Source organism: Sphingomonas humi (assembly GCF_039536725.1).
GTDB classification, from domain to species: domain Bacteria; phylum Pseudomonadota; class Alphaproteobacteria; order Sphingomonadales; family Sphingomonadaceae; genus Sphingomicrobium; species Sphingomicrobium humi.
Genome location: NZ_BAAAZD010000001.1, coordinates 829,432 through 854,480 on the forward strand (window position 1 = coordinate 829,432; position 25,049 = coordinate 854,480).

A 25,049-nucleotide genomic window follows, 5' to 3' on the forward strand; every position below is an offset into this window, starting at 1 on the left:
GGTCACGTGCGGCGATATGGATTGCTTCGCTTCGCTCGCAATGACGAGATTAAAGATATTCACCGCCCATCAGGCCCTGCAGCGCCTTGGGCAGGCGGACGCGGCCATCCTCGGTCTGGTGGTTCTCGAGCAGCGGCACCAGGATCCGCGGCGAGGCGAGCGCGGTGTTGTTGAGGGTGTGGGCGAAGCGCACCTTGCCGTCGGCATCGCGGTAGCGAAGATTGGCGCGGCGGGCCTGCCAGTCATGCAGGGTCGAGCAGCTGTGGGTTTCGCGATACTTGCCGAGCGAGGGCACCCAGCTTTCGATATCGTTCATTCGGAATTTGCCGAGGCCCATGTCGCCGGTCGAGGTCTCGATCACCTGATAGGGGATTTCGAGGTCGGTAAGCAGCTCCTCGGCGAGGCCGAGCAGGCGGGCGTGCCATTCGGCCGAAGTGGCTTCATCGGCCTGGCAGATGACGAACTGTTCGACCTTGGCGAACTGGTGGACCCGCAGCAGCCCGCGGACGTCGCGGCCGGCGCTGCCCGCCTCGCGGCGGAAGCAGGGAGAATAGCCGGCGTAGAGGACGGGACCGTTCGACAGGTCGAGGATCTCGCCCGAATGAAGCGAGGTCAGCGCGACCTCGGCGGTGCCGGCCAGCCACAGGTCGTCGTTGGGAAGCTGGTAGGTTTCCTCCTTGTGGCCGGGGAACTGGCCCTGGCGAACGAAGGCTTCCTCGCGGACGAGCGCGGGGACGGTGATCGGCGTGAAGCCGGCGGCGGCGATCTTGGTCAGCGCCCAGCTCATCAGCACGGTTTCGAGCAGGGCGAGGCGGCCTTTCAGGCAATATTGCCGGCTGCCCGAGACCTGGACGATGCGGCCGAGGTCGGCCCAGTCGTTCATCTCGACCAGCTCGACATGGTCGCGCGGAGTGAAAGCGAATTCGGGGACCGTGCCTTCGGTGCGGATGACGACATTGCTGTTCTCGTCGGGCCCGACCGGTGCGCCGTCCCACGGGATGTTGGGGAGGCGCAGGAGCTGGTCGCGCAGCTCCTCTTCCTTGGCGGCGATGCCGGCTTCGAGCTCGGACGCCTTGGCGCCCGCTTCCTTGGCGCGGCGGCCGAGTTCGGCCTTTTCCTCCGGCGCGGCGGACTTGAAGCCTGCGGAAATGGCGTTACGCTCGGCCCGCAGGGTATCGATCTCGCTCTTTGCGCCGCGCACGTCGGCGTCGAGGGCAAGCAGCGCATCAAGGTCGATCGCGACGTTCTTCTGTGCAGCGGCGCGGGCGACCAGGTCGCGATTGTGGCGGAGAAAAGCGAGGTCCAGCATGTGGGCGCGGATGCGCGAATTGCGCCGCCCGTGCAAGTTCGCCTAAGCCAGCGCCATGCCTTCAGGTCTTATCGCGCTCCTCGACGACGTCGCCACCATCGCCAAGCTCGCCGCGTCCAGCATGGACGATATCGGCGCGGCGGTCAGCAAGGCCGGGTCCAAGGCGGCGGGCGTGGTGATCGACGATACGGCGGTCACCCCGCGCTACGTCACCGGGCTCAGTCCCGAGCGCGAGCTTCCGATCATCGGCAAGATCGCGCTCGGCAGCTTCAAGAACAAGCTGCTGATCATCCTCCCGGTCGCCCTGTTCCTGTCCTGGGCCGGGCAGCAGATCGGCTTCGACCTCATCACCCCGCTGCTGATGATCGGCGGCGCCTATCTCTGCTTCGAAGGGGCGGAGAAGCTGTGGGAGAAGATTTCCGGCGACCATCACGACACCGACGAATTGATGGCCTGCGACGACCCAGGCGAGCTGGAAGCGCGGCAGGTGGCCGGCGCGATCCGCACCGACTTCATCCTGTCGGCCGAGATCATGGTCATCGCACTTGCCGCGCTCGAACTTGATTCGCTGGTGATCGAGGCGGTGGTGCTGGCGGTGGTCGGCATCGCGATCACCGTGATGGTCTATGGCACCGTCGGGCTGATCGTGAAGCTCGACGACATCGGGCTGCACCTTTGTTCGAAGGGCGGCGCCCTGGCCTCGCTCGGGCGCGGTCTGGTGCTGGGGGTGCCCAAGCTTCTCGCCTTCCTGTCGATCGTGGGCACGGCGGCGATGCTGTGGGTCGGCGGGCAGATCCTGCTGCACGGGATGGAGACGCTGCACATCGGCGAGGCGATCCCGCACCTGACGCATGACCTCGCTGTCCATGGGGCCGAGGCGCTCGGCTTCTGGCAGGGCTTCTGGAGCTGGCTGTTCAACGCCGGGTTCGGCGCCATCGCCGGGATCATCGTCGGGGGGCTGATCGTCGCGGTGCTGCACCTGCTGCCGAGCCGCAAGAAGCCCGTGCAAGAGGCCGCCGCGCACTGAGCGGGCTGCTGGTCTTCGCTGGGGGCGGCACCGGCGCGCTGCTGCGCTGGTGGCTCGGCGGGCTGGTCGCCAGTCCGTGGGGGACGCTGCTGGTCAATATCATCGGCTGCTGCCTGATGGGGCTGCTGGCCGGCGTGCTGGGGCGAAGCGGCGGGCCGGAACAGGCGCGGCTGCTGCTCGGCGTGGGGCTGCTTGGCGGCTTTACCACCATGAGCGCCTTTGCCCTCGACACGGTCAGCCTGTGGTCGCGCGCGCCGGCGACGGCGGTCGCCTATGCCGGCCTGACCCTCGCCGGTTCACTGGCGGGGCTGGCGATGGGCCTTGCGCTCAGCCGCTAGAGGCGGAGGTTCGCCCGGACGCCGATATTGTCGATGCCAGGGTTCTGCCCGGAAAACAGCTGGGCATGGCTGAAGTGGACCCAGCTCGCCTCGATCGACAGTCGGTCGTTCAGCCGGGTGCCGACCGCCAGTTCGGGTTCGAACAGGATCCGGCTGCCAAAGGCGAGCCGGTCGCGCCGGTCGAACCGCGAGGCCGAACCGTCGTGGATGGCAAGGCCAAGGCCCGGGCGAACGTACAGGCTGCGGCCGAATTTGGCCGACAGGCCGGCGGCGAGGAAGTTGGTCCCACCGTTGGTGTTCACCTGCGCGAAGAGATGCGGCTGAAGGGGCGTGCCGAGGATGCCGTTGCCGCGAATGCCGGCGCTGAAATCAACCCCGTCCTCACGATCCGCCTCGAGGCTGAGCGGCGTCTTCACCGCATGGGCATGAACCCCGCCGAAGATTTCGCTGGCCGAAGCGGCGGCGGGCATGACGGTGGTGAATGCGGCGGCCAGCAAGGCGAAATTCTTCATGAGCACTCCGGGACTTTACGAGGATCTGCGCAGTCCACTGCCACGGGGGAGGACGACGGAACCTGAACGCGCCGCGGTCCTTTGGGCTCCTGTCGATCGTCCCGGCATCTCGAGGAGTGCTCCCATGCGTCGTCTTGTCCCGATTGCCCTCGTCGCCGCGCTCGGCGCGATGGGGCTTACCGCCTGTGCCACGGTGAATGGACCGATGGACATGACTCCGGAAGCCGCGCCGGCGTTCGTCGCCATGGCCGCGTCCTCCGACCTGTTCGAGATCGAGAGCAGCCGGCTGGCGCTGCAGCGAAGCCAGAATGCGATGACGCGGATGCATGCCCAGATGATGATCCGGGATCATTCGAACACCAGCGCGCAGTTGAGGGCGGTCGCGGCAGGGGCCGGGATCGGGGTTCCGATACAGATGCTGCCGATGCATGCGGCGCTTCTCAACGACCTGCAGCGCGCCGGAAATTTCGACGCGGCCTATCGTGCCCAGCAGGTGACGAGCCACCAGCAGGCGCTCGCGCTGCACGACAATTATGCGCGGCACGGCGATAATCCGCAGCTCCGCGGGGTCGCCGCGTCAGCTGTGCCGATCGTCCGCGGCCACCTCGATCACGCGCGCCGGATGTAGTTTTTGCGCGGAGGGTTCAGGCGCCGGCCTGCCAGGTGCGGATGGCGTCATTGGGGGCGAGCAACATCCAGACGTTGAGCGTCAGATTGTCGCGGATGATGGCGAGCGGAATGAGTTCGAGCACCAGTACGATCATCACGCTTGCCCACACCGGGACGCGCGCGGCGAGGAGGAAGCCGGCGATCATCATGACGATGTCGCTGACCGAGTTCACCACCGTGTCGCCGCGATAGCCGAGCGCGATGGTCGCCTCACGGTAGCGGTTGATGATGACGGGCGAGTTCTCGACGATCTCCCACGCTGCCTCGACCAGGGTCGCGGCGAGCAGCTTCTGCCCCGGCTTCCAGCGCTTCGCCGCGACATGCAGGATGGCGTAGAAGAGGAAGCCGTGGACGATGTGGCTGGCGCTGTACCAGTCGAGCAGCATCTGGCTCTGCTTGGGGCCGACCGGACCCCACAGCTGGATAAGGCCGCCCTTGTAGGTGAGCGGCCGGCCCATCAGCCACAGGATGGCGGCGGCGCCGAGGAGGACGAGGAAGGTTGCCAGGAAGGGCCGAAGTTTCTTGTTCACGAACACTCGACGGTAAGGTGGGCGATGCGCTTGTCACTGCCGAGACGGCGGCGGATTTCGCTGGCAGGGGCGCCGGTGGCGGAAACGATGGCGGCGTAGCGGCCGGGGCCGACGGTCCACAGGTGCCAGTCATGGACGGTGACGTCGCCTTCGCCCTCGATCTTCTGCTTCAGTTCGTCGCACAGCCGCTTGTCGGGAACCTGGTCGAGAAGGACCTGGGTCGACTGGCCGGTCAGCTCGAGGCTCCAGCGGATGATGAGCACGGCGCCGAGAATGCCGACCGCCGCATCGAGCCAGCGCGCTCCGAACTGCCATGCCGCGGCAAGGGCCACGATCGCGGTGAGGCTGGTCACCGCGTCGGCGAGGACGTGGAGGTAGGCCGACCTGAGATTGAGGTCGTGGCCATGGTCGTGATCGTGCCCGCCCCCATGATCGTGGGCGTGGGCGTGACCCCCGCTGCCAAGGATGAACGCGCAGCACAGGTTGATCGCCAGGCCGACCGCGGCGACGATCAGCGCTTCGCGATAATCGACCGACACCGGATTGAAGAGCCGGACGACGCTTTCGTAAAAGATGCCGACGCCGACCGCGAGCAACACCAGCGCGGAGGAGTAGGCTGCCAGCGTGCCGACCTTTCCGGTCCCCCAGCCGAAGCGGGGGTCGGCCGAGCGCCGCTTCGCGAACGCATAAGCGAAGGCGGTGATGGCGAGTGAAAGGCTGTCGGTCGCCATGTGCCAGCCGTCCGCGACCAGGGCCATGGAGCCGGTCAGGGTTCCGAAGCCGATCTCGGTCACCGTGGTGATGGCGGTCAGCACCAGCACGATCTGCGTCCGCCGCGCGTTGCGGTCGTGCGAGTCGCCAAGAAAGTCGTGCGTGTGGGCGGCTTGCATCTCGCCCCGTGGCTAGGGGAGCGGTTCACTCTTGCCAAGGCGCGCGGGGCGGAGGAAGTCTCCTAACCCTATGATGCGTACCTACGGCCCTGCCTGCGACGGAAGCCTGGTCGAGGCGGAGCATGCCCACACCATCCCGCCCACCGCCACCTGGATCGACCTCGAGGAGCCGACCCGCGAAGAGGAGGTTGCGGTCGAGCGGCTGACTGGGATCGCCATTCCGACCCGCGACGACATGGTGGAGATCGAGCCTTCGAGCCGCCTCTACGAAGAGAATGGCGCGCTGTTCATGACGCTCAGCACCCTGTGCGGGGTCGAGGACGGAATGCCGACGACCGAGCCGATCGCCTTCGTGCTGGCCAAGGACAAGCTGGTCACCGTCCGCTATGCGACGCCAAAGCCGGTGCGGGTATTCGTCGCCGAGATGCGCCGGCGCCCGGAGCTTGCGGGCGACGCGATGAAGGTCATGCTCAAGCTCCTCGACGCGATCGTCGACCGCACAGCCGACGAGCTCGAGCGATCGGGCGCGGAAATGGAAGAATTGTCCCGCAAGATCTTTCATGAGCGGGTCGACGAGCGGCGGATACCGGCCAAGAACTTGACCGCCCTGCTATCGCGGATCGGTCGAGCGCAAAGCCTTCTGGCGCGGGTGCGGGAGACCAATGTTTCGACGCTTCGGCTACTGACCTTCCTCGCCGGCACCGAGCGCTTGCACGGTCCTGGCAGCGAGGCGGCCCGCGATCGCATCACCAGCCTGCAGGCCGATGTCACCGCCCTCCTCGACCATGCGGGCTATCTTGGCGATGACCTGACCTTCCAGCTCGATGCCAGCCTGGGGCTTATCTCGATCGAGCAGAATGCGGCGATGAAGCTGTTCAGCTGGGTCGCCATCGTGTTCATGCCGCCGACGCTGATCGCCGGCATCTTTGGAATGAACTTCAAATATATGCCCGAGCTGGACGAAGTGTGGGGCTATCCGATGAGCCTCGCGCTGATGCTGCTGAGCGCGATCCTGCCGCTGGTCTACCTCAAGCGGCGGGGCTGGATCTAGGCGCGGAGGAGGAAGCCCGAGCCGGCCGAAAGGGCGACGGGATCGCTGCTTGCGGGCGGGCCGGCGCGATTAAGGCGGCGGGCCAGCGCGACGCGGGCGAGGCTGAGATCGCCGAGGGGTTTGCCGGAGCGGCCAGCCTCAGCGCGCTCGAAAGCGGCGACACGGCGATCGAATACCGGGCTGGTGAATGACATGGCGTTCCCCTCGCGCCGAATTCGGCAGCGCACGGGATCAACCTCCGGACCCGCCGCCGGTTCCATTGCCTGACGATTCTTTCCCAGTGGTTCATCAACGGCTTAGCCGACCCGTGCAACGAACGCGCCGAGCGATTGTTTAGGAGGCGTAATGGCGCAGGAAAAGAACAGCATTGTCCGTCTCGGCGACCGTTTCTCGGACGCCATGAGCAAGCTGTTCGCCCATCCGGCGACACAGATCGGGGTGATCATCTTCTGCGTGGCCTGGTTCTGGTTCGGCTTTCACGCCGACGGGCTGACCGCGGCGCTGTCGATCCTTGCGATCACGCTTACCCAGATGGTGCTGAACGGGCAGTTCGAACGCGAGTCGGAAGCCCGTCGCCGCGACGTCGCCATGCATGCCAAGCTCGACGAACTGATCCACGCCACCAAGCGCGCCCGCGACGAGATGGTGGGGATCGAGGAAGAGCTCGACGAGGAGCAGATCCGCGAACTGCGCGAAGAGGCCAAGCAGCTGGTCCAGGAAGCAGCCGTCCGGACCAACGACATCGTCGATGGCGAACGCGCCAAGCGCGCGATCGAACAGGTCGGCGACGGGAAGTAGCGTCCGGCTTCCTGCGCGTTGACGAGAAGAGGTTGCGCGCGCCCCTTTGCCGCCTCTCCAAAGGCTTGCTAAGGGCCGCGGCAATCCTTCCTTTCAAGCGAGTTTGAAACGCATGATCCCGACCGGCCAGGACAGCCTCGGCACCCGTTCGACCCTGAATGTCGGCGGCAAGGCCTATGCCTTTTACGATCTGAACAAGGCCGGCAAGGCGCTGGGCGATGTCAGCCGCCTGCCCTTCTCGATGAAGGTGCTGCTCGAGAACCTGCTGCGCTTCGAGGACGGGGTCACGGTCACCCGCGACGACCTTCAGGCGATGGTCGACTGGCAGAAGGAGCGGCGGATCAGCCGCGAGATCCAGTATCGCCCGGCCCGCGTGCTGATGCAGGACTTCACCGGCGTGCCGGCGGTAGTCGACCTCGCCGCCATGCGCGACGCGATGAAGCAGCTCGGCGGCGACCCGCAGAAGATCAATCCGCTGGTGCCGGTCCACTTGGTGATCGACCACTCGGTAATGGTCGACGAGTTCGGCACGCCCAAGGCCGCCGACGCCAACGTCAGCTACGAATATGCCCGCAACCGCGAGCGCTATGAGTTCCTCAAGTGGGGAAGCCAGGCGTTCGACAATTTCAAGGTGGTGCCGCCGGGCACCGGCATCTGCCACCAGGTGAACCTCGAATATATCTGCCAGACGGTATGGACCTCGGCCGACCAGAGCGGCGACGAGGTGGCCTATCCCGATACGCTGGTCGGCACCGACAGCCACACCACGATGGTCAACGGCCTCGGCGTGCTCGGTTGGGGCGTCGGCGGGATCGAGGCGGAAGCCGCGATGCTTGGCCAGCCGGTGTCGATGCTGATCCCGGAGGTCGTCGGCTTCCGCGTCACGGGAAGCCTCAAGGAAGGGATCACCGCCACCGACCTCGTGCTGACTGTTACCCAGATGCTCCGCGCCAAGGGCGTGGTCGGCCGCTTGGTCGAATTCTTCGGCCCGGGCCTCGACGCGATGACGCTGGCGGACCGAGCGACCATCGCCAACATGGCGCCCGAATATGGCGCCACCTGCGGCTTCTTCCCGATCGATAACCGCACCCTCGAATACCTCCGCCTGTCGGGCCGCGACGACGACCGGATCGCGCTGGTCGAGGCTTATGCCAAGGCGCAGGGCATGTGGCGCGACACCAGCTCGCCCGAGCCGCTGTTCACCGATACGCTCGAGCTTGATCTCGGCAGCGTGGTGCCGAGCCTTGCGGGTCCCAAGCGGCCGCAGGACCGGGTGATCCTGTCGGACGTCGACGACCAGTTCAACGCCGAGCTGGCCGACACCTACAAGAAGGCCAACGACCCGCGCGTCGCGGTCGAGGGCGAGAGCCACGACCTTGGCAACGGCGACGTCGTGATCGCCGCCATCACCAGCTGCACCAACACCTCGAACCCGAGCGTGCTGATCGCCGCCGGCCTGGTCGCCCGCAAGGCGCGCGAGAAGGGCCTGACCCGTAAGCCGTGGGTCAAGACCAGCCTCGCGCCCGGAAGCCAGGTGGTGAGCGACTATCTCGCCGCCGCCGGCCTTCAGGAAGACCTCGACGCGATCGGTTTCAACACCGTCGGTTATGGCTGCACGACCTGCATCGGCAATTCCGGGCCTCTGCCCGAGCCGATCAGCCAGGCGATCAACGCCAACGACCTCGTCGCCGTGTCGGTGTTGTCGGGCAACCGCAACTTCGAAGGGCGTGTCAGCCCTGATTGCCGCGCCAACTATCTCGCCAGCCCGCCGCTGGTGGTCGCCTATGCGCTGGCCGGCACCGTCCGCAGCGACATCACCGCCGAACCGATCGGCACCGCCCAGAATGGCGAGCCGGTGTTCCTCAAGGACATCTGGCCGACCAACGACGAGATCCGCGCGCTGATCGACGCGCACGTCCATTCCGACCTGTTCCGCAAGCGCTATGCCGATGTCTATCGCGGCGACGAGCGCTGGCAGGGCATCGCGGTGACCGGGGGCGACACCTACGCCTGGCCGGCGGCGTCGACCTACATCGCCAACCCGCCCTATTTCGAGGGGATGAGCATGACCGCCAAGGGCATCGAGGACATCTCCAACGCCCGCACTCTGGCCGTGTTCGGCGATTCGATTACCACTGACCACATCAGCCCGGCCGGCTCGATCAAGGCCGAGAGCCCGGCCGGCAAGTGGCTGATGGAGCGCCAGGTGCCGCGCCAGGAGTTCAACAGCTACGGCGCGCGGCGTGGCAATCATGACGTGATGATGCGCGGCACGTTCGCCAACATCCGCATCCGCAACAAGATGCTGACCGGGGTCGAGGGCGGTTACACCCGCAACCTCCTGACCGGCGAGCAGGAAGCGATCTACGACGCGGCCATGGCCTACAAGGAAGCCGGCGTTCCGCTCGTGATCCTGGCGGGTAAGGAATATGGCACCGGCTCGTCGCGCGACTGGGCGGCGAAGGGCACCGTCCTGCTTGGCGTTCGTGCGGTCATCGCCGAGAGCTTCGAGCGCATCCACCGCTCCAACCTCGTCGGCATGGGTGTGCTGCCGCTGCAGTTCGCCGACGGCGAGACGGCAGCCTCGCTCGGCCTCGACGGGTCCGAGAGCTTCACCATCCGCGACGTCGCCGGGATCCAGCCGCGCCAGGACGTCGAGGTCGAGGTGACCGAGGCAGACGGCCACACCCGCACCATCACCGCGCGGTGCCGGATCGATACCTTCAACGAGCTGGAATATTTCCACGCCGGCGGGATCCTGCCCTACGTCCTGCGCAAGCTCGCCGCCTGATGGAACGTCTGTTCGTGGATATCGCAGGGTGGGCCGCCGCCCTGCTGATCCTTGGCGGCTATGCGCTGCTGACGGCGGGCAAGGTCGATGCCAAGTCGCCGCTCTACCAAGCGATGAACGTGCTGGGCGCGATCGGCTTCATCATCAACTCGGGCTACTTCAAGGCGTGGCCGTCGGCGGTGCTGAACGTGATCTGGGCCGGGATCGGGATCGTCGCGCTCATCCGCATCGCTTCCGCGCGCAGGAAGCCGGCGGCGACCGCCTAATCGTCGGCGAGGGCGCTGCTCAGCCAGCCGGGCAGCGCTGCGCCTGAGAGATCGTCGACCCTGCGATGCTCCACCGCGAGCCCGAGGTCGGGGTAAAAGGCCTTGGTCCGCGGCCCCGCCTCGCGTGCGGGGATGACGACCAGCCGGCGGTTGACCTTCTGCCGCCAGTTCATCCGGGCGGTGTTCTCCTGTCCGACGTAGCAGCCCTTGGTGAAGCTCACTCCGTTGAGCTCAGTCGCGTTGCATTCGAGCCAGAGCAGGTCGCCAAGCTCGGCCCGGCCTTCGCAGACGCCAAGGGACAGGCGGTGGGCGTGCCAGCCGGTTGCAGCCTCGTCGGCGGGGGCGATCCAGCGGCGCCCGAGATCGGGGAGGCGGGGGTCGGTTGCCCCTTGATCGCCATCGGCCGACCAGTGAACCGCGAGGCCCTCGTCCCGCTCGATGGTGATCGGCCGCCGTAGCCGGTACATGCGCAGCCGCCGGAGGAGCTCGTCCACCGCCTCGGACTCGCAATCGATCAGCAGGTCGTCGCCATCCTCCCACACCAGGAAGTCGAACAGGCATTTTCCCTGCGCGCTCAGCAGCCCAGCCCAGACCGGCAGGGCGCCCGTCACATCGTTGGTGACGAGCCCCTGGAGGAAGCCGCGGACATCCTCCCCGGACAGGCGGATGAGGGCGCGGTCGGCAAGGGTGGTGGCGGGCATGGAGCTTAGCTAAGGATCGCACACGCAAAGAACAAACCTCGTTCGCCCTGAGCGACGTCGAAGGGCGTTGGCGCCAGCGTGCTTCGACTTCGCTCAGCACGAACGATCCCGGGGGACCATGACAGACCGCCTGACCATCCGCCGCCCCGACGATTGGCACCTCCACCTGCGCGACGGCGCGATGCTGGACGCGGTGGCGCCCTACAGCGCGCGGCAGTTCGCGCGGGCGATCATCATGCCCAACCTTGTCCCGCCGGTGACCACGGTCGCTGCGGCCAGCGGGTATCGGGACCGCATTCGGGCTGCCGCGGGGACCGGGTTCGAGCCGTTGATGACCTGCTATCTCACGGACTCGATCGACCCTGACGAGCTTGAACGCGGCCACCGCGAAGGCGTGTGGGTCGCCGCCAAGCTTTATCCTGCGGGTGCGACCACCAACAGCCACAGCGGCGTGACCGACGTGGCCCATATCCATCGCGCGCTCGAGCGGATGGAGAAGATTGGCATGGTGCTGTGCGTCCATGGCGAAGTGACCGATCCCGCGATCGATATCTTCGACCGGGAGGCGGTGTTCCTCGAGCGGGTGCTTGCCCCCGTGCTGCACGACTTTCCGGGCCTCCGTATCGTGCTGGAGCATATCACCACGGCCGACAGCGCCGATTTCGTGCGCGAGGCGGGGCCAAACCTGGCGGCGACCATCACCCCGCAGCACCTCCATCTCAACCGCAACGCCTTGTTCGACGGCGGCCTTCGCCCCCACGCCTACTGCCTGCCGGTGGTGAAGCGCGAAAAGCACCGCCTCGCCGTCCGCGCCGCGGCGGTGTCGGGAAGTCCGAAATTCTTCCTCGGGACCGACAGCGCGCCCCACCTCAAGGAAGCCAAGGAAAGCGGCTGCGGCTGCGCAGGTATTTTCAACGCGCCGTTCGCGCTTGAAAGCTATCTGACGGTGTTCGACGAGGAAGCTGCGCTCGACCGGTTCGAGGGCTTTGCGTCAGAACATGGGCCGCGCTTTTACGGGCTCGCTCTCAACGAAGAACGGGTCACCCTGGAGCGCGCCGACGTGGAGGTGCCCGGGCAAGTCGCTGCGGCGGGCTCCGCGCTGGTGCCGTTCCACGCCGGGCAGATCCTTGGCTGGAGACTGGCTGGCTGACCGTGTCGCTTGCGAAACGAGCGCCGGAAGCGCATCCTGCGGGCGGAGGAGGGCGTGTCCCATGATCTTCACCCTGGTCCTGAGCGCCGCGCTGCTGGCGCCAAATGCGGGGAGCCTCACCATCGACGGGGTAGGGGCCCCGACGGCCGATGGGCTCATCCCCCTCAGCGTTTCGGCCGGGGATGTCGACGGTGACGGTGTCGCCGATCGCGGGACCTTGCTGCTCCGCTGCGAGGGCGGGCTGATCACCGAAGCCTGGTTCGACGGCGGCACATCACCGCGCGATGCAGCGTCCGGAATGGCGAGCGGGCGCAGTCGCGATTTCGACAAGGCGAGCCCGGTGCTGGCGAAGATGCGGCCGCACTATGTCATCAAGGAAATGAAGGGCGCGCGGGTGATGGGCAGCCGGAAGGGCTATGAGGCCTATCAGGCTCTTTCGCTCAGTAATGCGGCAGGCCTGTGCCCGGCCGCGACCATGCAATCATCGACGGTCAGGGCGACCAAGACCCGGTCCAACATCCAGAACAATTAGGGCTTCGAGAAAAGGCGCGGACGCGCCGGCACCCGTCAGTCCGCGATGCCGCGTCCGTCTTCGCCGAGCACTTCCTGGAAGTGCCGTTCGACCGCCTCGTAGCAATCGCAACTGACCCTGCGCAGACCCTCGCGGTCGAGCACCTGGATCGCTCCGCGGCGATAGGCGATGAGGCCCTGTTCCTGAAGCACGCGCGCGACCGCATTGACGGTGGTGCGCTGTACGCCGAGCAATCCTGCCAGGCTTTCCTGGGTCAGTTCCAGCCGGTCGCTTGCCGCGCGGTCCTGGGCGTCAAGCAACCAGCGCGCGGCGCGGGCCTCGATCGGGTGAAAGGCATTGCAGGCCACCGATTGCATGACCTGCGCCAGAAGCGCGTCCGAATAGCGGCAAAACAAATTCTTGATGTGCGGGCTGGCCTGCTTGGCGTCCTCCAGCACCGTCATCGGGATGATCGCGGCGGAGCCGGGGAGTTGCACCACGGCCTGGGTAAAGGCCGGGGCTGCGCCGCAGCTGATGATCCCGCCGACCGCGCCTTCGCGACCGATCGCCGCAACCTCGACCGATCGACCGCCGGTGAGGACGCGCCGCATCGACACCATCAGCCCGTCGAACGGGAACAGGGTGCGCCGGGTCATCTCGCCGACCGCGAGAACGGTTTCGCCACCTTCGAGCGCGGCAAGCTCGACATGGGGTTCGAGCATGGCGCGATCTTCGGCGGACAAGGTCCTGAGCAGCCTGTTTCCCGCGAACGCGGAATCGAGGCCGGCGTCGCCGGGCAATATGCGCGGTAATTCCATAAGCCCCGTACTCCCACACGAACCACGCGGTCCGACCCCCGGCGGAAGCATTACGCTAGTGTTTCGATGTCGCGCAATATCTTATTTTATAATGACTTAGACTCAATTTTGTGTCGGCTTGCCGACAGTCGGCGATGTCACTTTCGTTTTCCGTCGCGATGGCGGGCAAGCCATTGCAATCGATGAGGTTGAACCTGCCGAAAGCCTCCGCTAAGCGCACCGCAGCCGAGGCATCCGGAGACGTGGGTGAGTGGCTGAAACCAGCGGTTTGCTAAACCGCCGTACGGTGAATTACTGTACCGAGGGTTCGAATCCCTCCGTCTCCGCCATCGCCTGAAGCCAGTGCTCGACGCCCTTCGGGGCTCGGGTCGGCGTTAATCGGAAAACTCCCCTTCACTCTGGCGTTTCGCAGCCGTTCCAATTGCTTCAACTGGCCTGAGGCGCTGCTCCCCACATCAGGCTAAAGCCTTGGAATCTTGGGGCTTGTTGCGTGCCCGGAACCTCTGGCGGTGGCCTTTCGTTGGGGCGGCGCTGACGTTGATCGGTCGAGGCTTGGCGTTTTCGCCGGCCCGTCCTGCCGCAAAAGCGGCCGGAACCGTTCAAGGTTACCGAAACCATCGGGAGAAAGCATATGAAGAAGACCTTGATCGCCTTGGCAGCCGCCAGCTCGCTGTCGCTTGGCGCCTGTGCCACCACTGCCAATAACGACACCCTCGCCGACGCCGCGACCGGCGCAGCCGTCGGTGCCGTTGGCGGCGCCGCTGTCGGCGCCGTTGTCCCGGGTATCAGCCCGATCACCGGCGCGGCCGTCGGCGCTGCAATCGGCGGCCTGACCGGCGCCGTGTGGGCCGACAACAACAATGATGGCTATGCCGACGGCTACGTCCAGAATGGCCAGTATTACCAGGGCACGCCGAGCGGTTATGATTCGACCCTCGGCCGCGTTGCCACCGGTGCCGGTGTCGGCGCTGCGGTCGGTGCCGCTGCCGGTGCGCTGATCCCGGGCGTCAGCCTGCTCGAGGGTGCGGTCGCCGGTGCGGTGGTCGGCGGTCTCGCCGGTGCCGTCTGGGCCGACCAGGACCGGGACGGCCGCGTCGACGGCTACGTCCAGAACGGCCAATATTATCCGGGCGCGCCTGCGCAGGCCGGCACCATGAACAACAACATGGGCACCGGTTACCAGCAGCCCGCTCCCCGTCGCAGCGGTGAGCGCGGTTAAGGAGCAAGAATGAGCCTTTCGCGTATTCTGAACGGCTTGCGTGCCGGGCGCCTCGTGCGCCCGGCACTTGTTTGTGCAGGCCTTGCCCTTCTTCCCGCTGTCGCCGCCTCGCCCGCGACGGCGCAGGTGGCGCGAGCACAGCCGGCCGCCGCACCCGACTTCTTTCGTCCCGGCAACGAGGCCGCAGCGCCCGAGCTGCTGCGCCTGCTTGCCACGGCGCAGGCCGACGGGCTCGACCCTAAGCGGTACCGCACCCGCGACATCGCGCGGCTGATCCGCGCGGCGCAGGGCGGTGATCCGCAAGCGACTGCTCGTGCCAACCGCGCCCTTGGCGACCTATTCACCCGCTACGCGCAGGACCTCCGCCGCGCGCCGAGCGTCGGCATCATCTATGTCGATGGCGAACTGCGCCCGCAGGCGCCCAGCGCCGCGTCACTCCTCGCCGCCGCCGCCAACGCGCCCAACCTCGGCGCCTACATGCGCGACATGGGCTGGATGCACCCTTATTATGCGCAGCTGCGCCGCCAGTTGACCGACACCCGTCCCGACCCGGCGACCCGCGCACTGGTCAGCACCAACATGGCCCGCGTGCGCAGCCTTCCGGCGACCGGCCGCTACGTGATGGTGAACACCGCCGCGCAGCGCCTGTTCATGATCGACAACAACCAGACCGTCGACATGATGCGGGTGGTGGTCGGCAAGCCGGTCTATCCGACCCCGATGATGGCGGCGCTGATCCGCTACACCTCGCTTCGCCCTTATTGGAACGTTCCGAGCGACCTTGCCGCCGAGAGGATCGCGCCCAACGTGGTCAAGGGCGGGCTGCCCTACCTCAAGGCCAAGGGCTATCAGGTGCTGTCCGACTGGTCCGACAATGCCAAGGTCGTCAGCCCGGCCAGCGTCGACTGGGCGGCCGTATCGGCAGGCAAGAAGGAAGTGCGCCTGCGCCAGCTTCCTGGTCCTGCCAACAGCATGGGCGATATGAAGTTCATGTTCCCCAACGCGCAGGGCATCTATCTTCACGACACCCCGCAGGACGAATTGTTCGGCGAGGCGGCGCGATTGTTCTCCGGCGGCTGCGTCCGGCTCGAAGCCGCGCACCGGTTGGCGGCCTGGCTGTATGGCAAGCCGCTCAAGGCCAGGAGCGCCGCGCCCGAGCAGAAGGTGCCGCTCGACAAGCCCGTTCCGGTCTACCTGACCTACCTGACGGCGGTGCCCAGCGGTACCGAGCTTGCCATCTACGAGGATATCTACAAGCGCGATGCGGTGCCGGCCGCCCGCCAGCGGATCGCAACCCGGTAGAGCTCAGTCGCGGTCCCAGGTCGCGACATAGCGAAGCGCGACCGGCACTTCGCGCCCCGAGCGGTCACGCGCCGGCATCCACCGCGTCCGTGCCAGCAACCGGCACAATTCGCCGTCGAGGTCCGCATTGCCCGACGAGGAAAAGGGCAGGCAACGGGTAAGCCGTCCGTCCGCCCCCACCTCGATCGCCAGCACGGCGGATCCGCGCGGCGCGCCAAAGCCGCGGATCCGCCGATAATCGCCGCGCGAGAGATTGCCCGACAACAGTCGCGCTTCGCTACCAAGGCCGCCGCCACTTCCTGCGCCGCCCGTGCCGCCGCCGCCGCTTCCCTCGCCGCCAGCTCCAGCGCCCGCGCCGGTACCCGCCACCTGCCCCGCGCCGGCACTGACGGCCGTGCCCATGGCAGGCGCGCTTTGGTCGGCGGTGCGCAATGTCGGCGGGGTAGGCAGCGGCACCTTGGGCGGTGGCTGGACCACCGGAGCCGGGCTGGCCTTCAGATCGGTCGCTCCTTCCTCTCGGGCCTCGGCGGACTTTTCCTCGCGCCGGGACTCGGGCTGGCGAGGCGGCTCTGGCGGCGGAACGTCGAAGGTGGTGAGCGAATCGGTGACGCGCCGCAGTGGCTCGCCCGCAAGGCCATTCAGAAGCGCCAGGCCAAGTCCGACGTGCAGCACGGCGACCAGCGCCAGTGCCTTCTTCCGGTCGGTCTGTTGCGGATGCCACGGCATGGAGCTGAAACGCGTGTCCCCGCACGCGGGCTCCCGCCACGCCTGTGGCTCAGCCTTCGACCTCGGCGAGGAAGGCGGCGAGGACCCGGTTGAAGACGTCCGGCCGTTCAAGGTTGGGGAGGTGGCCGGCGCCCGCAATCTCGACCAGGCCGGCCTGCGGGATAATCGTCTTCAATTCCTCGGACAGTTCGGGCGGGGTAATCCGGTCCTCGCTGCCGTACAGGATGAGCGTGGGGCAGGCGACGCTGGCCGCAACCCGGTGCTGGTCGGCCAGCCATACCGCCTCGGCAGCGCGGGCGTAGGCTGCGGGATCGATCTTGGCCATGGTGGCGACCACCGACGCACGCACCACGGGATCGGCAGGCTGGGCGAGGAGGGCATCGACCCGGCTGTCGGCAAGCCCTGCCATGCCAAGCGAAGCGGCTGCCGCAAGCGAGCGATCATGGATCGCCTGGCCCTCGGGATGCCGCGCGAAGGTATCGGCCAGCACCAGGCTCGCCACCCGCTCGGGCGCCAGGCGGACCATTTCGAAGGCAATTATACCGCCGAGGCTGAGCCCGCAGACGTGGGCGCGTTCTACCCCGAGCGCATCGAGCAGGCTCATCGCCGCATGCGCGAATTCGGTCCGGGCCGATCCCTCTTCAGGGCCGAATTCGCTGTCACCATAGCCGGGCATGTCGATCGCAATCGCCATGCGCTCCTGCCCGAAACGGGCCAGCTGGCCGTCCCACGCGCTGCGGTCCGACCCGACGCCGTGGAGGAACAGCAAAGCTGTTCCGCCCTCGCCCTCCACCGAACAGCCGACCCGGCCCCAATCTGTATCGATCGCTTTCATGGCCCTCATGCTTGGCAGCATCGTCGAGCGGCGGCTAGAGCAGGGCCATGGCGCGGATGCGGGTGAACGGTCAGGCACTGGAATTCGCGCTCGATCCCGCGACCCCATTGCTGTGGGCGCTGCGCGATGCGGCGAACCTTACGGGGACAAAGCAGGGGTGCGGGGGGACGGGGGTGTGCGGCAACTGCACCGTCATCGTCGATGGCGCCGCGGCGCTTAGCTGCACGCTGCCGATCGGCACGCTGGAGGGCGCCGACGTCACCACCATCGAGGGGCTCACCGGCCATCCGCTGACCCTTGCGCTGGTGGCGGAGGACGCCATCCAGTGCGGCTTCTGCCTGCCGGGCTTCGTCTGTGCCGGAGCGGCCCTTCTGCAGCAGAGCCCGCGGCCGTCACCCGAGCAACTCGACACGCTTCCCAATCGCTGCGCCTGCGGGATCCAGCCGCGCCTGCGCCGGGCGATCGAGCGGGCGGCCGCCGCGTCCGCTTCTGCTCCGGAAAGCCCGGCGGCGCCTGCCGCAAGCGACAAAATCGTTACGCCTGCGCGTTAATCGCGCGGTCAGCCGCAGGCGAAGAAGATGGAGTGAACCCGCCCGAGAGGTCCATGTCCATGCGTCTGTCCCTGCTTTCGCTTCTTCTCATTAGCGCTGCGACCCCCGCCCTGGCGGCCGACCCCGATCCCGATCCCGGCATCGCATCGGAAGCCCGCGAGGCACCGGCCCCGCGCTTCGAGCGCGCCCCACGCGCCGAGCGGCCGGAACGCGTCGAGCGCGCTGAGCGGGTCGAGCGTGCGGAGCGGCCCGAGTCAGCGCCTCGCGCCGAGCGCCCCGAGCGGTTCGAGGCGCCCCAGCCCGCCGTCCGCTTCGATCCGCCGGCCGCCTCCCCCGAGCCCGTGCGCGAAGTCGCGCGCGCCGCGGCGGAAGAGCGGTCGGGCAGCGATTGGCGTCGCAATGCCGAGCGCGGCGAACGACCCCGGCCGACCGCGGAAGCGATGGGCGGCACCGGCTGGCGCGAGCGCGACGGCGGCCGCCGCGGGCGGATGCCCGATGTGCCGCCGGCCGCCGGCTCCCCGGTCTTCGGTTCGGCCATTCCGGATGCCGGCACCGTCGTCACCCCGCGGCGCGAAGTGTCACCGCGTGACGCGGCCGCGGGCAATTTACGCGATCGGATCGCCGCTGAAGGACTGCGCCGCGACCGGATCGAGCGGGACCGCAGGGGCCGGGACGAATGGCATCGCGACTGGCGGCAGGATCGCCGCTACGACTGGCGCGGCTATCGCGACCGCGACCGTTCGCGCTTTCACGTCGGTATCTACATCGATCCTTTCGGCTGGGGCTATCGCGACTGGGATCTTGGCTGGCAGCTGCCCTCGCGCTTCTATTCGGCGCGTTACTGGATCAACGATCCGTGGGGCTATCGCCTGCCGCCCGTCAGCGGTCCTTATCGCTGGATCCGCTATTATGACGATGTCCTGCTGGTCGACCTGCGGTCGGGCCGGGTGCTCGACCGGATCCGCAATTTCTTCTGGTAGAAGGGCTCAGGCGCTTCGCCGAAGGGTTATTGGCATTACGAGGGTCCGGGCCTTGTCCGGACCCTCGCTTCCTTCCTCCGTCTGACCGAGTGCCAAGCCCGATGATCGATCGCTATTTCCTGCTCCGCGCAAGCCTGTGTGTGCTCTCCTCCTGCGCTGCGGTCCCCGAGCGAGTGACTGCCATTGCCCCGGCCCGGTCGGCGCTTCCTGCCGAGCAGCCAGCCGCCCAGTCCGATCACGATCGCCTGTTTGCGCTGTTCCAGGCCAGCGACGAGGCCGCGCTTCGCCGCGATCCCATCGCCGCGATCGAACGCGGCGACATGCGTTATGCCGACCGGCTCGGCGATAGGATCACCGACGCCTATTTCGCCGAGGAGAAGAAGTCCGCCGAGAGCGATCTCGCCGCGCTTGCCGCCATCGACCGGACGCGGCTGAGCCCGACCGACGCCATCGCCTACGACGTCTTCAGGTTCACCACCGAGGACAATCTGCGCGGTCTTCAGGACAATCTCCTGCGCCTGACGCGGGTGCGGCCGATGAACCATTTCTTCGGCCTGCAGACATCCTACCCGACCTTTGCCAGCGGCGAGGGTGCGGCGCCGTTCAAGACGACGCTCGATTACGAGAACAACCTCAAGCGCCACGCCGATTACGTCCGCTTCCTCGACCGCGCGATCGTCCGCTGGCGCGAGGGCATGGCCGATGGCGTGGTCGATACCAAGCTGACCGTTCGCAACATGATCGAGCAGCTCGACGGGCAGATCGAACAGACCGCGGCCAACAGCAACTTCACCGGGCCCGTCCGACGCTTTCCGGACTCCTTCACCCCCGCCGAGCGCGCGCGGCTGACCGAAGCCTATCGTTCCTCCTACGATGCCGATCTACGCCCCGCGCTGATCCGGGTCCGCAATTTCCTTCGCAGCGAGTATCTGCCTGCGGCGCGCGAGGATGTCGGCCTTTCGTCGATGAAGGGTGGGCCCGAGCTTTATCGCTATCTCATCCACTCCAACACGACGCTCGACCTGTCGCCGGACGAGATCCACCAGCTGGGCCTCAGCGAAGTGGCGCGGATCCGCGGCGAGATGGACAAGGTCCGCCGCGAAGTCGGCTTCAAGGGCGATCTTGCCGCCTTCTTCGAATATCTTCGCAGTGATCCGAAGTTCCAGCCCAAGAGCCGGGCGGCGCTGACGCAGGGCTATTACGACATCGGCAAGAAGGTCGACGCGCTGCTGCCGACCTATTTCGCGGTGATGCCCAAGACCCGGCTCGAGATCCGCCCCTACGAGCCGTTCCGCGAGAAGTTCGAAGCCGGCGGCTCCTACGAAAGCGGCACGCCCGACGGCAGCCGGCCGGGCGTCTTCTACTTCAACGCCTACGACCTGCCGAGCCGGACCACCCCGGGCATGACGACCCTTTACCTCCATGAGGGATCGCCCGGGCATCACTTCCAGATCAGCCTCGCGCAGGAGAATGAAGCGCTGCCCAATTTCATGCGGTTCGGCGGCAATACCGCCTTTGCCGAGGGGTGGGCGCTGTATGCCGAGACGCTCGGCTACGACATGGGGCTGTTCAAGGATCCCTATCAGCGCTTCGGGACGCTGAGCGACGAGATGCTGCGGGCGATGCGGCTGGTGGTCGACACCGGGCTTCATTCCAAGGGTTGGACCCGCGATCAGGCGATTGCCTACATGCTTGCCAACAGCAACATGGGCCGCACCGACGCCACCGCAGAGGTCGAGCGCTATATCGCCATCCCGGGCCAGGCATTGGCCTACAAGCTTGGCGCGCTGACCATCCAGCGGCTGCGAACCAAGGCACAGCAGGAGCTTGGCGCGAAGTTCGACATCCGCGCCTTCCACGACCAGGTGCTGAATACCGGCGCGCTGCCGCTGGTCGTGCTGGAGCAGAAGATCGACCGCTGGATTTCGGCGACCAAGGCGAGCTGACCCTAGTCCAGCCGCACGAAGGGCGCGAACTTCCAGCTGCGCTTGACGAAGCTGGTCTCGTAGCGGCGGACCACCGGCGATCCCGCGAGGAGGGTTTCGGCCTCGGCCACGAAGGCATCCATGCTGCGGCAGTCGAGCAGCAGGGCGAGGTCATGTTCGCCGCTGATCTCCAGCACCCACTGGACCGTTTCGGCAGCGTCCAGCTTTTCCAGCAAGGCAGCCTTTCCGGTCCGGTCGGCATGTTCGGTGAGCTGCACCAGCACGAGCGCGCGGAGACGCCCCTCGGTCAGCCGCGATCCGAGCAGGGCGACGGTTCGGCCGAGCCACCCTTCGGCGCGCAGGCGGCGCAGGCGTCGGGCGATGGCCGAGGGCGACAGGGCTACCGATTGTGCCAGAGTGTCGGCGGTGGCGAGACCATCGCGCTGGATCTCGTTCAGGAGGCCGTGATCGAATTTGTCGAGCATCGTTGTCGTCGTGCCAGATTCTGGCACGCGCTGCACCGTCTTTGCGCAGCATGGGAGGCACCATCCAGCTAAATGGGTGGCGAGTTCATTTCAGCTTCGGAAAAAGATCCCATGCGTCTCCTGTTTCCCGCCGCACTCCTGCTCGCGTCGGCCGCCGCCTTTGCCCTCGTGCCGGCGGAAGCGTTGGCCCAGCCGGTCGTTGCCACGCCCCCTGCCGCGGAGAGCCTGCCGTTCGTAGCGAGCGAGGCCAAGGCGGTCGTGACCGCGCTCGCTGCCCGGCTGGAGCGCGATTACCTGCTGCCGTCCGCTGGAAAGGCCTATGCGGCGAGGCTCCGCGGCAAGCTCGAGGCGGGAGGATATGCGCGTTTTGCGAGCCCCCAGGCGTTCGCTCAGGCGGTGACGGCCGACCTGCAGGCGGTGCATCCGGACACACACCTGTGCCTGCTGCCGCCCGCGGTGAACAAAGAGGGGGAACGCCAGTCGATGGCCGTTTACCCGACCACCAGCACCATCATCGCCAAGGGCTGGCTGGCGCCGGGCACCGCCTATGTTGGCTTTTCGGCCTTCTTCGGCAACGAGGCGACACTGACCGAACTCGCCGCCTTCCTTAGGCAAGTGCGTGGCGCCAGGACGCTCGTTATCGATATCCGCAAGCATCGCGGCGGCGAGTTTCCGGAGATGAATATGCTGCTGGCCCAGCTGTTCGGGAAGGAAACCGCGCTGCTCGACATGGACACGCGCGAGTCGGTCTACCTGCGCAACAACGGGGCGAGCGAGGAGGGGCCGAACCTTCGCCGGATCGACGCGCCGTCCGGGATCGTTCGCCAGCGGCATTTCGCGGTCCCGGCGGCCGATGCCAGTCTCGTCGACACGAAAGTCTATCTGCTGACCTCGGGCAAGTCGGCTTCGGCGGCCGAGCATCTGGCCCTTGCTCTGAAGCGCACCCACCGCGCGGCCCTGGTCGGCGAGACGACCCGCGGCGCGGGCAATTACGGCAGCCTGGCCGACCTAGGCTTCGGCTACAGCATCCTGGTCCCGGACGGGCGGACCTACGATCCCGACACCAACCGGGGTTGGGAAGGGACCGGGGTTGCCCCCGACGTGGCGGTGCCGGCGGGCGACGCGCTGGCCAAGGCGCTGGACCTTGCCGGGGTCAAGGTCGATGCGGCGTCCGCGCTCGCCAGCCTGACGGCGGTCAGGACAAGCGCTCGCTAGTTTGCGTCGGCGGGCTGCCCGCGAAGGCGGCCCAGCAGTTCCTTGAAGCTCGGCTTCTGCCCCGACGCAAGCAGGCTGGCGCGGAACAGGCGGCCGAGCAGCAGCAGCTGCACCACGACGAAGGCACCGAGGAGCACGCCCGAGCCGATCACCTCCCAGGTGGGAATGCCGAGGCCGAGCCGGGCCAGCACCGCAAAGGGGGTCCAGATCGGGATCCAGGTCAGTACTGCCACCCCGATGCCCTTGCCGCCATCGAGGATGCCCTGGATCAGGACGGAGATCGGCAGCACGATCGCGAGGATGATCGGCATGAGATAGCCCTGCGCATCGTTCATCGAATCGCTGATGGCGCCCACCGCGAGGAAGAAGACCGAGATGGCGATGTAGCCGGCGACGAAGAAATAGATCATCGCGGCAATCGTCGTCCACGACGTCAGCGGGGCGAGCGCGGGGCGGATCATGTCGGCGATCGCTCCCTGCGTCGCGAAAGCCGCGAAAGCGCCGCAGCCGATCCATACCGCGATCATGGTGAGGCCCACCGCCACGGTGCCGAGCAACTTGCCGGTCATCAGCTGTTCGGGGCTGATGGTGGCGAGCACCGTTTCGAGCAGTTTGTTGGAGCGCTCCTCGACCGTGCCCTGGAGCATCCAGCTGCCCGACAGCATCAGCGCCATCATCAGGAGATAGGAGCTGGCGAGCGGGACGATCGAGCGCACCAGCATCGCCTCGCGCGCGCCGCTTCCGGGGGCGGGCTGGCTGATGAGAAGGTTGGGGGTCACGGTCGCGGCTGCGGTGGCGATCGCGGCCGGGACGCCGCTTTCGCTCAGCAGGCCCTGCCGAAGCGCCCGGGTGAGCACGTCCTGCACGCTCCCGACGAGCTGGAGGTTGGGACGACCCGATGACGACAGCCGTGCCGTCCCGGTCTTGAGGAAATTCGCCGGCACTAGCACCACGGCGTCGATAGGCTTGGCTTTCGAGCCCTGCTCGGGCTTCAGCAAGGTGTCGATGCGGCGGTCGAGCGCCGTGCCCTGGAGTGCGGCAAGGTCGGCCGGGGCTGCGACCATCACGAGGCGCGGTTCGGGCGGATCGAACTCGGGCGTTCCGTCGGGGACCATCGGCTTGATCCGCGCGATTGCGGCCGCGGTGCCGCCATCGGCCGCGAAGCGAGCCACTTCCGCGTCGCTGAACCAGCGGTCGTTCTTCGCCCACGGCGCATCGCCGGGCGCGGAAAGCTTGTGGCGCTGGACGTAGCGGGCAAGCTCGCTCATCGCGCGGCGGTCCTCGTCGAGCCGCAGCCGCGTCGCGATTGCGCCTCCAACCGCACCGTCGCCCTGATCGATGATCATCACCCGGTCCGCCTCATCCCCGCTCATGAAGCGCTGGGTGAGCGGTGCGATCGCAAGCGCGATCGGAAGGATCAGCAGCGTCAGCCAGAAGCTGCGCATGCGGGTGATCTGGCGATATTCGCGCAGCGCGACGAGCAGGATGTTGTTCACTGTGCCGGCTCCCCCGAACCTACCATATGCAAGAAGACGTCGTGCAGGCTGGCGCGGCGTTCTTCGAACCGGCGCAGCGCGATGCCGTTGGTCGTGCAATATTCGAGCAGCCCGCCCGCGGTGGCGCCGGGTTCGAGCGTTACCGCATAGTCGCGCCAGCCATCGCCGGTGTCGGGCCCGCCCGAACAGTCGGCAACACCGGGCAGACCGTCGAGCTGCTGGCGGGCGGTGACGTTCAGCCGCGCCGGCAGCAGGGCGCGAGCTTCGTCGAGATTTCCTTCGAACTTCTTCCTGCCGCGGGCGAGCAGCAGCAGCCGGTCGCACAGGCGCTCGGCATGCTGCATCACGTGGGTCGAGAAGACCACCGTCGCACCCGTTGCCGACGCATTGCGGATTTCATCTTCCAGCAGGCCCTGGTTGACGGGATCGAGGCCGGAGAAAGGCTCGTCGAGGATCAGCAGGCGCGGGCTGTTCACCACCGCGGTCGCCAGCTGCACCTTTTGCGCCATGCCCTTCGACAATTTGTCCATCGTCGACTTGGCGTTCGCCGAAAGTCCGAAGCGGTCGAGCAGCGCCAGCCCCTCGGTCCGGGCGTCGCCCGCGCTCATACCCTTCAACCGTCCGAAATAGACGATTGTGTCGATTGCCGACATGGTCCGATAAAGGCCGCGCTCTTCGGGGAGGAAGCCGAGAAAGGGCGCATTCTCGCGCCCGGGCGCCCGGCCGAGAACCGAGATGTTGCCGGCGGTCGGGCGGATGATGTCGAGCACCATCCTCAGTGATGTCGTCTTGCCCGCGCCATTGCCGCCGAGGAACCCGAACACCTCGCCGGTACGGACGGCGAAGCTGAGTGCGTCGACCGCGGTGAAATCGCCATATCTCTTGGTGACCTGGTCGAGTACCAGCGCCTGATCAGCCTGCAACGCACACCCCCTGCTTGTGCGAAGGAGTGGA

27 protein-coding genes and 1 tRNA gene are annotated in these 25,049 nt (G+C 67.1%); 16 read left to right on the forward strand and 12 right to left on the reverse strand.

Features of this window, described 5'->3' with window-relative positions; all coding sequences use genetic code 11:
- Window positions 1-49: 49 nt before the first annotated feature.
- Window positions 50-1,309, reverse strand: coding sequence for a serine--tRNA ligase (serS, locus tag ABD729_RS04050; protein WP_344708871.1), 1,260 nt, complete (start codon window positions 1,307-1,309; stop codon window positions 50-52).
- 55 nt (window positions 1,310-1,364) lie between these two features.
- Between serS and ABD729_RS04055 the strand changes: the two genes are divergently transcribed.
- The gene (locus ABD729_RS04055; protein WP_344708872.1) at window positions 1,365-2,336 is read left to right on the forward strand and encodes a DUF808 domain-containing protein; all 972 of its coding nucleotides are present in this window, start codon (window positions 1,365-1,367) and stop codon (window positions 2,334-2,336) included.
- Window positions 2,337-2,344: 8 nt separating this feature from the next.
- Window positions 2,345-2,674 carry a fluoride efflux transporter FluC gene (locus ABD729_RS04060; protein WP_344709632.1) on the forward strand — a complete coding sequence of 110 codons (330 nt, stop codon included), beginning with the start codon at window positions 2,345-2,347 and terminating at the stop codon, window positions 2,672-2,674.
- Here ABD729_RS04060 and ABD729_RS04065 read toward each other — a convergent pair.
- Window positions 2,671-3,186, reverse strand: coding sequence for an acyloxyacyl hydrolase (locus ABD729_RS04065; protein WP_344708873.1), 516 nt, complete (start codon window positions 3,184-3,186; stop codon window positions 2,671-2,673). The genes ABD729_RS04060 and ABD729_RS04065 overlap by 4 nt on opposite strands.
- 124 nt (window positions 3,187-3,310) lie before the next feature.
- Here ABD729_RS04065 and ABD729_RS04070 point away from each other — a divergent pair, with 124 nt between their 5' ends.
- Entirely contained in the window at window positions 3,311-3,814 is a 504-nt protein-coding gene (locus tag ABD729_RS04070; RefSeq protein WP_344708874.1) for a DUF4142 domain-containing protein, read from the forward strand.
- A 16-nt stretch (window positions 3,815-3,830) separates the two neighbouring features.
- Here ABD729_RS04070 and ABD729_RS04075 read toward each other — a convergent pair whose 3' ends face one another.
- Window positions 3,831-4,385 carry a DUF2585 family protein gene (locus ABD729_RS04075; protein ID WP_344708875.1) on the reverse strand — a complete coding sequence of 185 codons (555 nt, stop codon included), beginning with the start codon at window positions 4,383-4,385 and terminating at the stop codon, window positions 3,831-3,833.
- Window positions 4,382-5,275, reverse strand: a complete 894-nt coding sequence (dmeF, locus tag ABD729_RS04080; protein WP_344708876.1) for a CDF family Co(II)/Ni(II) efflux transporter DmeF — start codon at window positions 5,273-5,275, stop codon at window positions 4,382-4,384. Before dmeF ends, ABD729_RS04075 begins: the two co-directional genes overlap by 4 nt.
- Before the next feature lie 70 nt (window positions 5,276-5,345).
- Between dmeF and ABD729_RS04085 the strand changes: the two genes are divergently transcribed.
- Window positions 5,346-6,326 (forward strand): magnesium transporter CorA family protein, encoded by a 981-nt coding sequence (locus tag ABD729_RS04085; RefSeq protein WP_344708877.1) that lies wholly within the window; start codon window positions 5,346-5,348, stop codon window positions 6,324-6,326.
- Here ABD729_RS04085 and ABD729_RS04090 read toward each other — a convergent pair.
- Window positions 6,323-6,520, reverse strand: coding sequence for a hypothetical protein (locus ABD729_RS04090; RefSeq protein ID WP_344708878.1), 198 nt, complete (start codon window positions 6,518-6,520; stop codon window positions 6,323-6,325). The two genes, ABD729_RS04085 and ABD729_RS04090, sit on opposite strands and share 4 nt — an antisense overlap.
- A gap of 151 nt (window positions 6,521-6,671) precedes the next feature.
- On the opposite strand from ABD729_RS04090, the gene ABD729_RS04095 reads away from it, so the two are divergent.
- The 3 genes from ABD729_RS04095 to ABD729_RS04105 all read left to right on the forward strand — a co-directional run bounded on the left by ABD729_RS04095 (window position 6,672) and on the right by ABD729_RS04105 (window position 10,181).
- Window positions 6,672-7,124: a low affinity iron permease family protein gene (locus tag ABD729_RS04095; protein ID WP_344708879.1), complete on the forward strand. Its 453-nt coding sequence runs from the start codon at window positions 6,672-6,674 to the stop codon at window positions 7,122-7,124.
- Window positions 7,125-7,236: 112 nt separating this feature from the next.
- A complete protein-coding gene (gene acnA / locus ABD729_RS04100) occupies window positions 7,237-9,915 on the forward strand; it encodes an aconitate hydratase AcnA (RefSeq protein ID WP_344709633.1) in 2,679 nt (892 codons plus the stop codon).
- Window positions 9,915-10,181, forward strand: a complete 267-nt coding sequence (locus ABD729_RS04105) for a CBU_0592 family membrane protein (protein ID WP_344708880.1) — start codon at window positions 9,915-9,917, stop codon at window positions 10,179-10,181. Before acnA ends, ABD729_RS04105 begins: the two co-directional genes overlap by 1 nt.
- On the opposite strand, the gene ygfZ is transcribed toward ABD729_RS04105, so the two are convergent.
- Entirely contained in the window at window positions 10,178-10,882 is a 705-nt protein-coding gene (ygfZ, locus tag ABD729_RS04110) for a CAF17-like 4Fe-4S cluster assembly/insertion protein YgfZ (protein ID WP_344708881.1), read from the reverse strand. The genes ABD729_RS04105 and ygfZ overlap by 4 nt on opposite strands.
- 118 nt (window positions 10,883-11,000) lie before the next feature.
- Between ygfZ and pyrC the strand changes: the two genes are divergently transcribed.
- A complete protein-coding gene (gene pyrC, locus ABD729_RS04115; protein ID WP_344708882.1) occupies window positions 11,001-12,032 on the forward strand; it encodes a dihydroorotase in 1,032 nt (343 codons plus the stop codon).
- Between the two features lie 61 nt (window positions 12,033-12,093).
- The gene (locus ABD729_RS04120; protein WP_344708883.1) at window positions 12,094-12,564 is read left to right on the forward strand and encodes a hypothetical protein; all 471 of its coding nucleotides are present in this window, start codon (window positions 12,094-12,096) and stop codon (window positions 12,562-12,564) included.
- Window positions 12,565-12,599: 35 nt separating this feature from the next.
- Here ABD729_RS04120 and ABD729_RS04125 read toward each other — a convergent pair whose 3' ends face one another.
- Window positions 12,600-13,286, reverse strand: a complete 687-nt coding sequence (locus ABD729_RS04125; protein ID WP_344708884.1) for a Crp/Fnr family transcriptional regulator — start codon at window positions 13,284-13,286, stop codon at window positions 12,600-12,602.
- Between the two features lie 311 nt (window positions 13,287-13,597).
- On the opposite strand from ABD729_RS04125, the gene ABD729_RS04130 reads away from it, so the two are divergent.
- From ABD729_RS04130 to ABD729_RS04140, 3 genes are all read left to right on the forward strand, one after another.
- A tRNA-Ser gene (locus ABD729_RS04130) sits at window positions 13,598-13,690 on the forward strand.
- Between the two features lie 302 nt (window positions 13,691-13,992).
- A complete protein-coding gene (locus ABD729_RS04135) occupies window positions 13,993-14,580 on the forward strand; it encodes a YMGG-like glycine zipper-containing protein (RefSeq protein WP_344708885.1) in 588 nt (195 codons plus the stop codon).
- A gap of 9 nt (window positions 14,581-14,589) precedes the next feature.
- A complete protein-coding gene (locus ABD729_RS04140) occupies window positions 14,590-15,882 on the forward strand; it encodes a L,D-transpeptidase family protein (RefSeq protein WP_344708886.1) in 1,293 nt (430 codons plus the stop codon).
- Window positions 15,883-15,885: 3 nt separating this feature from the next.
- Here the strand turns inward: ABD729_RS04140 and ABD729_RS04145 are convergent, their stop codons facing one another.
- Both ABD729_RS04145 and ABD729_RS04150 read right to left on the reverse strand, forming a co-directional pair.
- Window positions 15,886-16,608: an energy transducer TonB gene (locus ABD729_RS04145; RefSeq protein WP_344708887.1), complete on the reverse strand. Its 723-nt coding sequence runs from the start codon at window positions 16,606-16,608 to the stop codon at window positions 15,886-15,888.
- 49 nt (window positions 16,609-16,657) lie between these two features.
- Complete coding sequence (locus ABD729_RS04150) at window positions 16,658-17,452, reverse strand: alpha/beta fold hydrolase (protein ID WP_344708889.1); 795 nt, start codon at window positions 17,450-17,452, stop codon at window positions 16,658-16,660.
- A gap of 38 nt (window positions 17,453-17,490) precedes the next feature.
- Between ABD729_RS04150 and ABD729_RS04155 the strand changes: the two genes are divergently transcribed.
- The 3 genes from ABD729_RS04155 (at window position 17,491) to ABD729_RS04165 (ending at window position 20,920) form a co-directional block, all read left to right on the forward strand.
- The gene (locus ABD729_RS04155; RefSeq protein ID WP_344708890.1) at window positions 17,491-17,994 is read left to right on the forward strand and encodes a (2Fe-2S)-binding protein; all 504 of its coding nucleotides are present in this window, start codon (window positions 17,491-17,493) and stop codon (window positions 17,992-17,994) included.
- Window positions 17,995-18,053: 59 nt separating this feature from the next.
- Window positions 18,054-18,974, forward strand: coding sequence for an RcnB family protein (locus ABD729_RS04160; RefSeq protein ID WP_344708891.1), 921 nt, complete (start codon window positions 18,054-18,056; stop codon window positions 18,972-18,974).
- Between the two features lie 101 nt (window positions 18,975-19,075).
- A complete protein-coding gene (locus ABD729_RS04165) occupies window positions 19,076-20,920 on the forward strand; it encodes a DUF885 domain-containing protein (RefSeq protein WP_344708892.1) in 1,845 nt (614 codons plus the stop codon).
- Window positions 20,921-20,922: 2 nt separating this feature from the next.
- Here the strand turns inward: ABD729_RS04165 and ABD729_RS04170 are convergent, their stop codons facing one another.
- Window positions 20,923-21,384 carry an Lrp/AsnC family transcriptional regulator gene (locus tag ABD729_RS04170; protein WP_344708893.1) on the reverse strand — a complete coding sequence of 154 codons (462 nt, stop codon included), beginning with the start codon at window positions 21,382-21,384 and terminating at the stop codon, window positions 20,923-20,925.
- 111 nt (window positions 21,385-21,495) lie between these two features.
- Between ABD729_RS04170 and ABD729_RS04175 the strand changes: the two genes are divergently transcribed.
- Window positions 21,496-22,599: a S41 family peptidase gene (locus ABD729_RS04175; RefSeq protein WP_344708894.1), complete on the forward strand. Its 1,104-nt coding sequence runs from the start codon at window positions 21,496-21,498 to the stop codon at window positions 22,597-22,599.
- Here ABD729_RS04175 and ABD729_RS04180 read toward each other — a convergent pair.
- Both ABD729_RS04180 and ABD729_RS04185 read right to left on the reverse strand, forming a co-directional pair.
- Complete coding sequence (locus ABD729_RS04180; protein WP_344708895.1) at window positions 22,596-24,095, reverse strand: ABC transporter permease; 1,500 nt, start codon at window positions 24,093-24,095, stop codon at window positions 22,596-22,598. The genes ABD729_RS04175 and ABD729_RS04180 overlap by 4 nt on opposite strands.
- On the reverse strand, window positions 24,092-25,018 hold the full coding sequence (locus tag ABD729_RS04185) for an ABC transporter ATP-binding protein (protein WP_344708896.1): 927 nt from the start codon (window positions 25,016-25,018) through the stop codon (window positions 24,092-24,094). Before ABD729_RS04185 ends, ABD729_RS04180 begins: the two co-directional genes overlap by 4 nt.
- Between the last annotated feature and the right edge of the window lie 31 nt (window positions 25,019-25,049).

Excerpts from the sequence above, each read along its gene's own strand:
- serS (WP_344708871.1), bottom strand. The coding sequence starts at position 1,309 with ATGCTGGACCTCGCTTTTCTCCGCCACAATCGCGACCTGGTCGCCCGC.
- ABD729_RS04055 (WP_344708872.1), top strand. The coding sequence starts at position 1,365 with ATGCCTTCAGGTCTTATCGCGCTCCTCGACGACGTCGCCACCATCGCC.
- ABD729_RS04065 (WP_344708873.1), bottom strand. The coding sequence starts at position 3,186 with ATGAAGAATTTCGCCTTGCTGGCCGCCGCATTCACCACCGTCATGCCC.
- ABD729_RS04070 (WP_344708874.1), top strand. The coding sequence starts at position 3,311 with ATGCGTCGTCTTGTCCCGATTGCCCTCGTCGCCGCGCTCGGCGCGATG.
- dmeF (WP_344708876.1), bottom strand. The coding sequence starts at position 5,275 with ATGCAAGCCGCCCACACGCACGACTTTCTTGGCGACTCGCACGACCGC.
- ABD729_RS04085 (WP_344708877.1), top strand. The coding sequence starts at position 5,346 with ATGATGCGTACCTACGGCCCTGCCTGCGACGGAAGCCTGGTCGAGGCG.
- ABD729_RS04090 (WP_344708878.1), bottom strand. The coding sequence starts at position 6,520 with ATGTCATTCACCAGCCCGGTATTCGATCGCCGTGTCGCCGCTTTCGAG.
- ABD729_RS04095 (WP_344708879.1), top strand. The coding sequence starts at position 6,672 with ATGGCGCAGGAAAAGAACAGCATTGTCCGTCTCGGCGACCGTTTCTCG.
- acnA (WP_344709633.1), top strand. The coding sequence starts at position 7,237 with ATGATCCCGACCGGCCAGGACAGCCTCGGCACCCGTTCGACCCTGAAT.
- ABD729_RS04105 (WP_344708880.1), top strand. The coding sequence starts at position 9,915 with ATGGAACGTCTGTTCGTGGATATCGCAGGGTGGGCCGCCGCCCTGCTG.
- ygfZ (WP_344708881.1), bottom strand. The coding sequence starts at position 10,882 with ATGCCCGCCACCACCCTTGCCGACCGCGCCCTCATCCGCCTGTCCGGG.
- pyrC (WP_344708882.1), top strand. The coding sequence starts at position 11,001 with ATGACAGACCGCCTGACCATCCGCCGCCCCGACGATTGGCACCTCCAC.
- ABD729_RS04120 (WP_344708883.1), top strand. The coding sequence starts at position 12,094 with ATGATCTTCACCCTGGTCCTGAGCGCCGCGCTGCTGGCGCCAAATGCG.
- ABD729_RS04135 (WP_344708885.1), top strand. The coding sequence starts at position 13,993 with ATGAAGAAGACCTTGATCGCCTTGGCAGCCGCCAGCTCGCTGTCGCTT.
- ABD729_RS04140 (WP_344708886.1), top strand. The coding sequence starts at position 14,590 with ATGAGCCTTTCGCGTATTCTGAACGGCTTGCGTGCCGGGCGCCTCGTG.
- ABD729_RS04145 (WP_344708887.1), bottom strand. The coding sequence starts at position 16,608 with ATGCCGTGGCATCCGCAACAGACCGACCGGAAGAAGGCACTGGCGCTG.
- ABD729_RS04150 (WP_344708889.1), bottom strand. The coding sequence starts at position 17,452 with ATGAGGGCCATGAAAGCGATCGATACAGATTGGGGCCGGGTCGGCTGT.
- ABD729_RS04155 (WP_344708890.1), top strand. The coding sequence starts at position 17,491 with ATGGCGCGGATGCGGGTGAACGGTCAGGCACTGGAATTCGCGCTCGAT.
- ABD729_RS04160 (WP_344708891.1), top strand. The coding sequence starts at position 18,054 with ATGCGTCTGTCCCTGCTTTCGCTTCTTCTCATTAGCGCTGCGACCCCC.
- ABD729_RS04165 (WP_344708892.1), top strand. The coding sequence starts at position 19,076 with ATGATCGATCGCTATTTCCTGCTCCGCGCAAGCCTGTGTGTGCTCTCC.
- ABD729_RS04170 (WP_344708893.1), bottom strand. The coding sequence starts at position 21,384 with ATGCTCGACAAATTCGATCACGGCCTCCTGAACGAGATCCAGCGCGAT.
- ABD729_RS04175 (WP_344708894.1), top strand. The coding sequence starts at position 21,496 with ATGCGTCTCCTGTTTCCCGCCGCACTCCTGCTCGCGTCGGCCGCCGCC.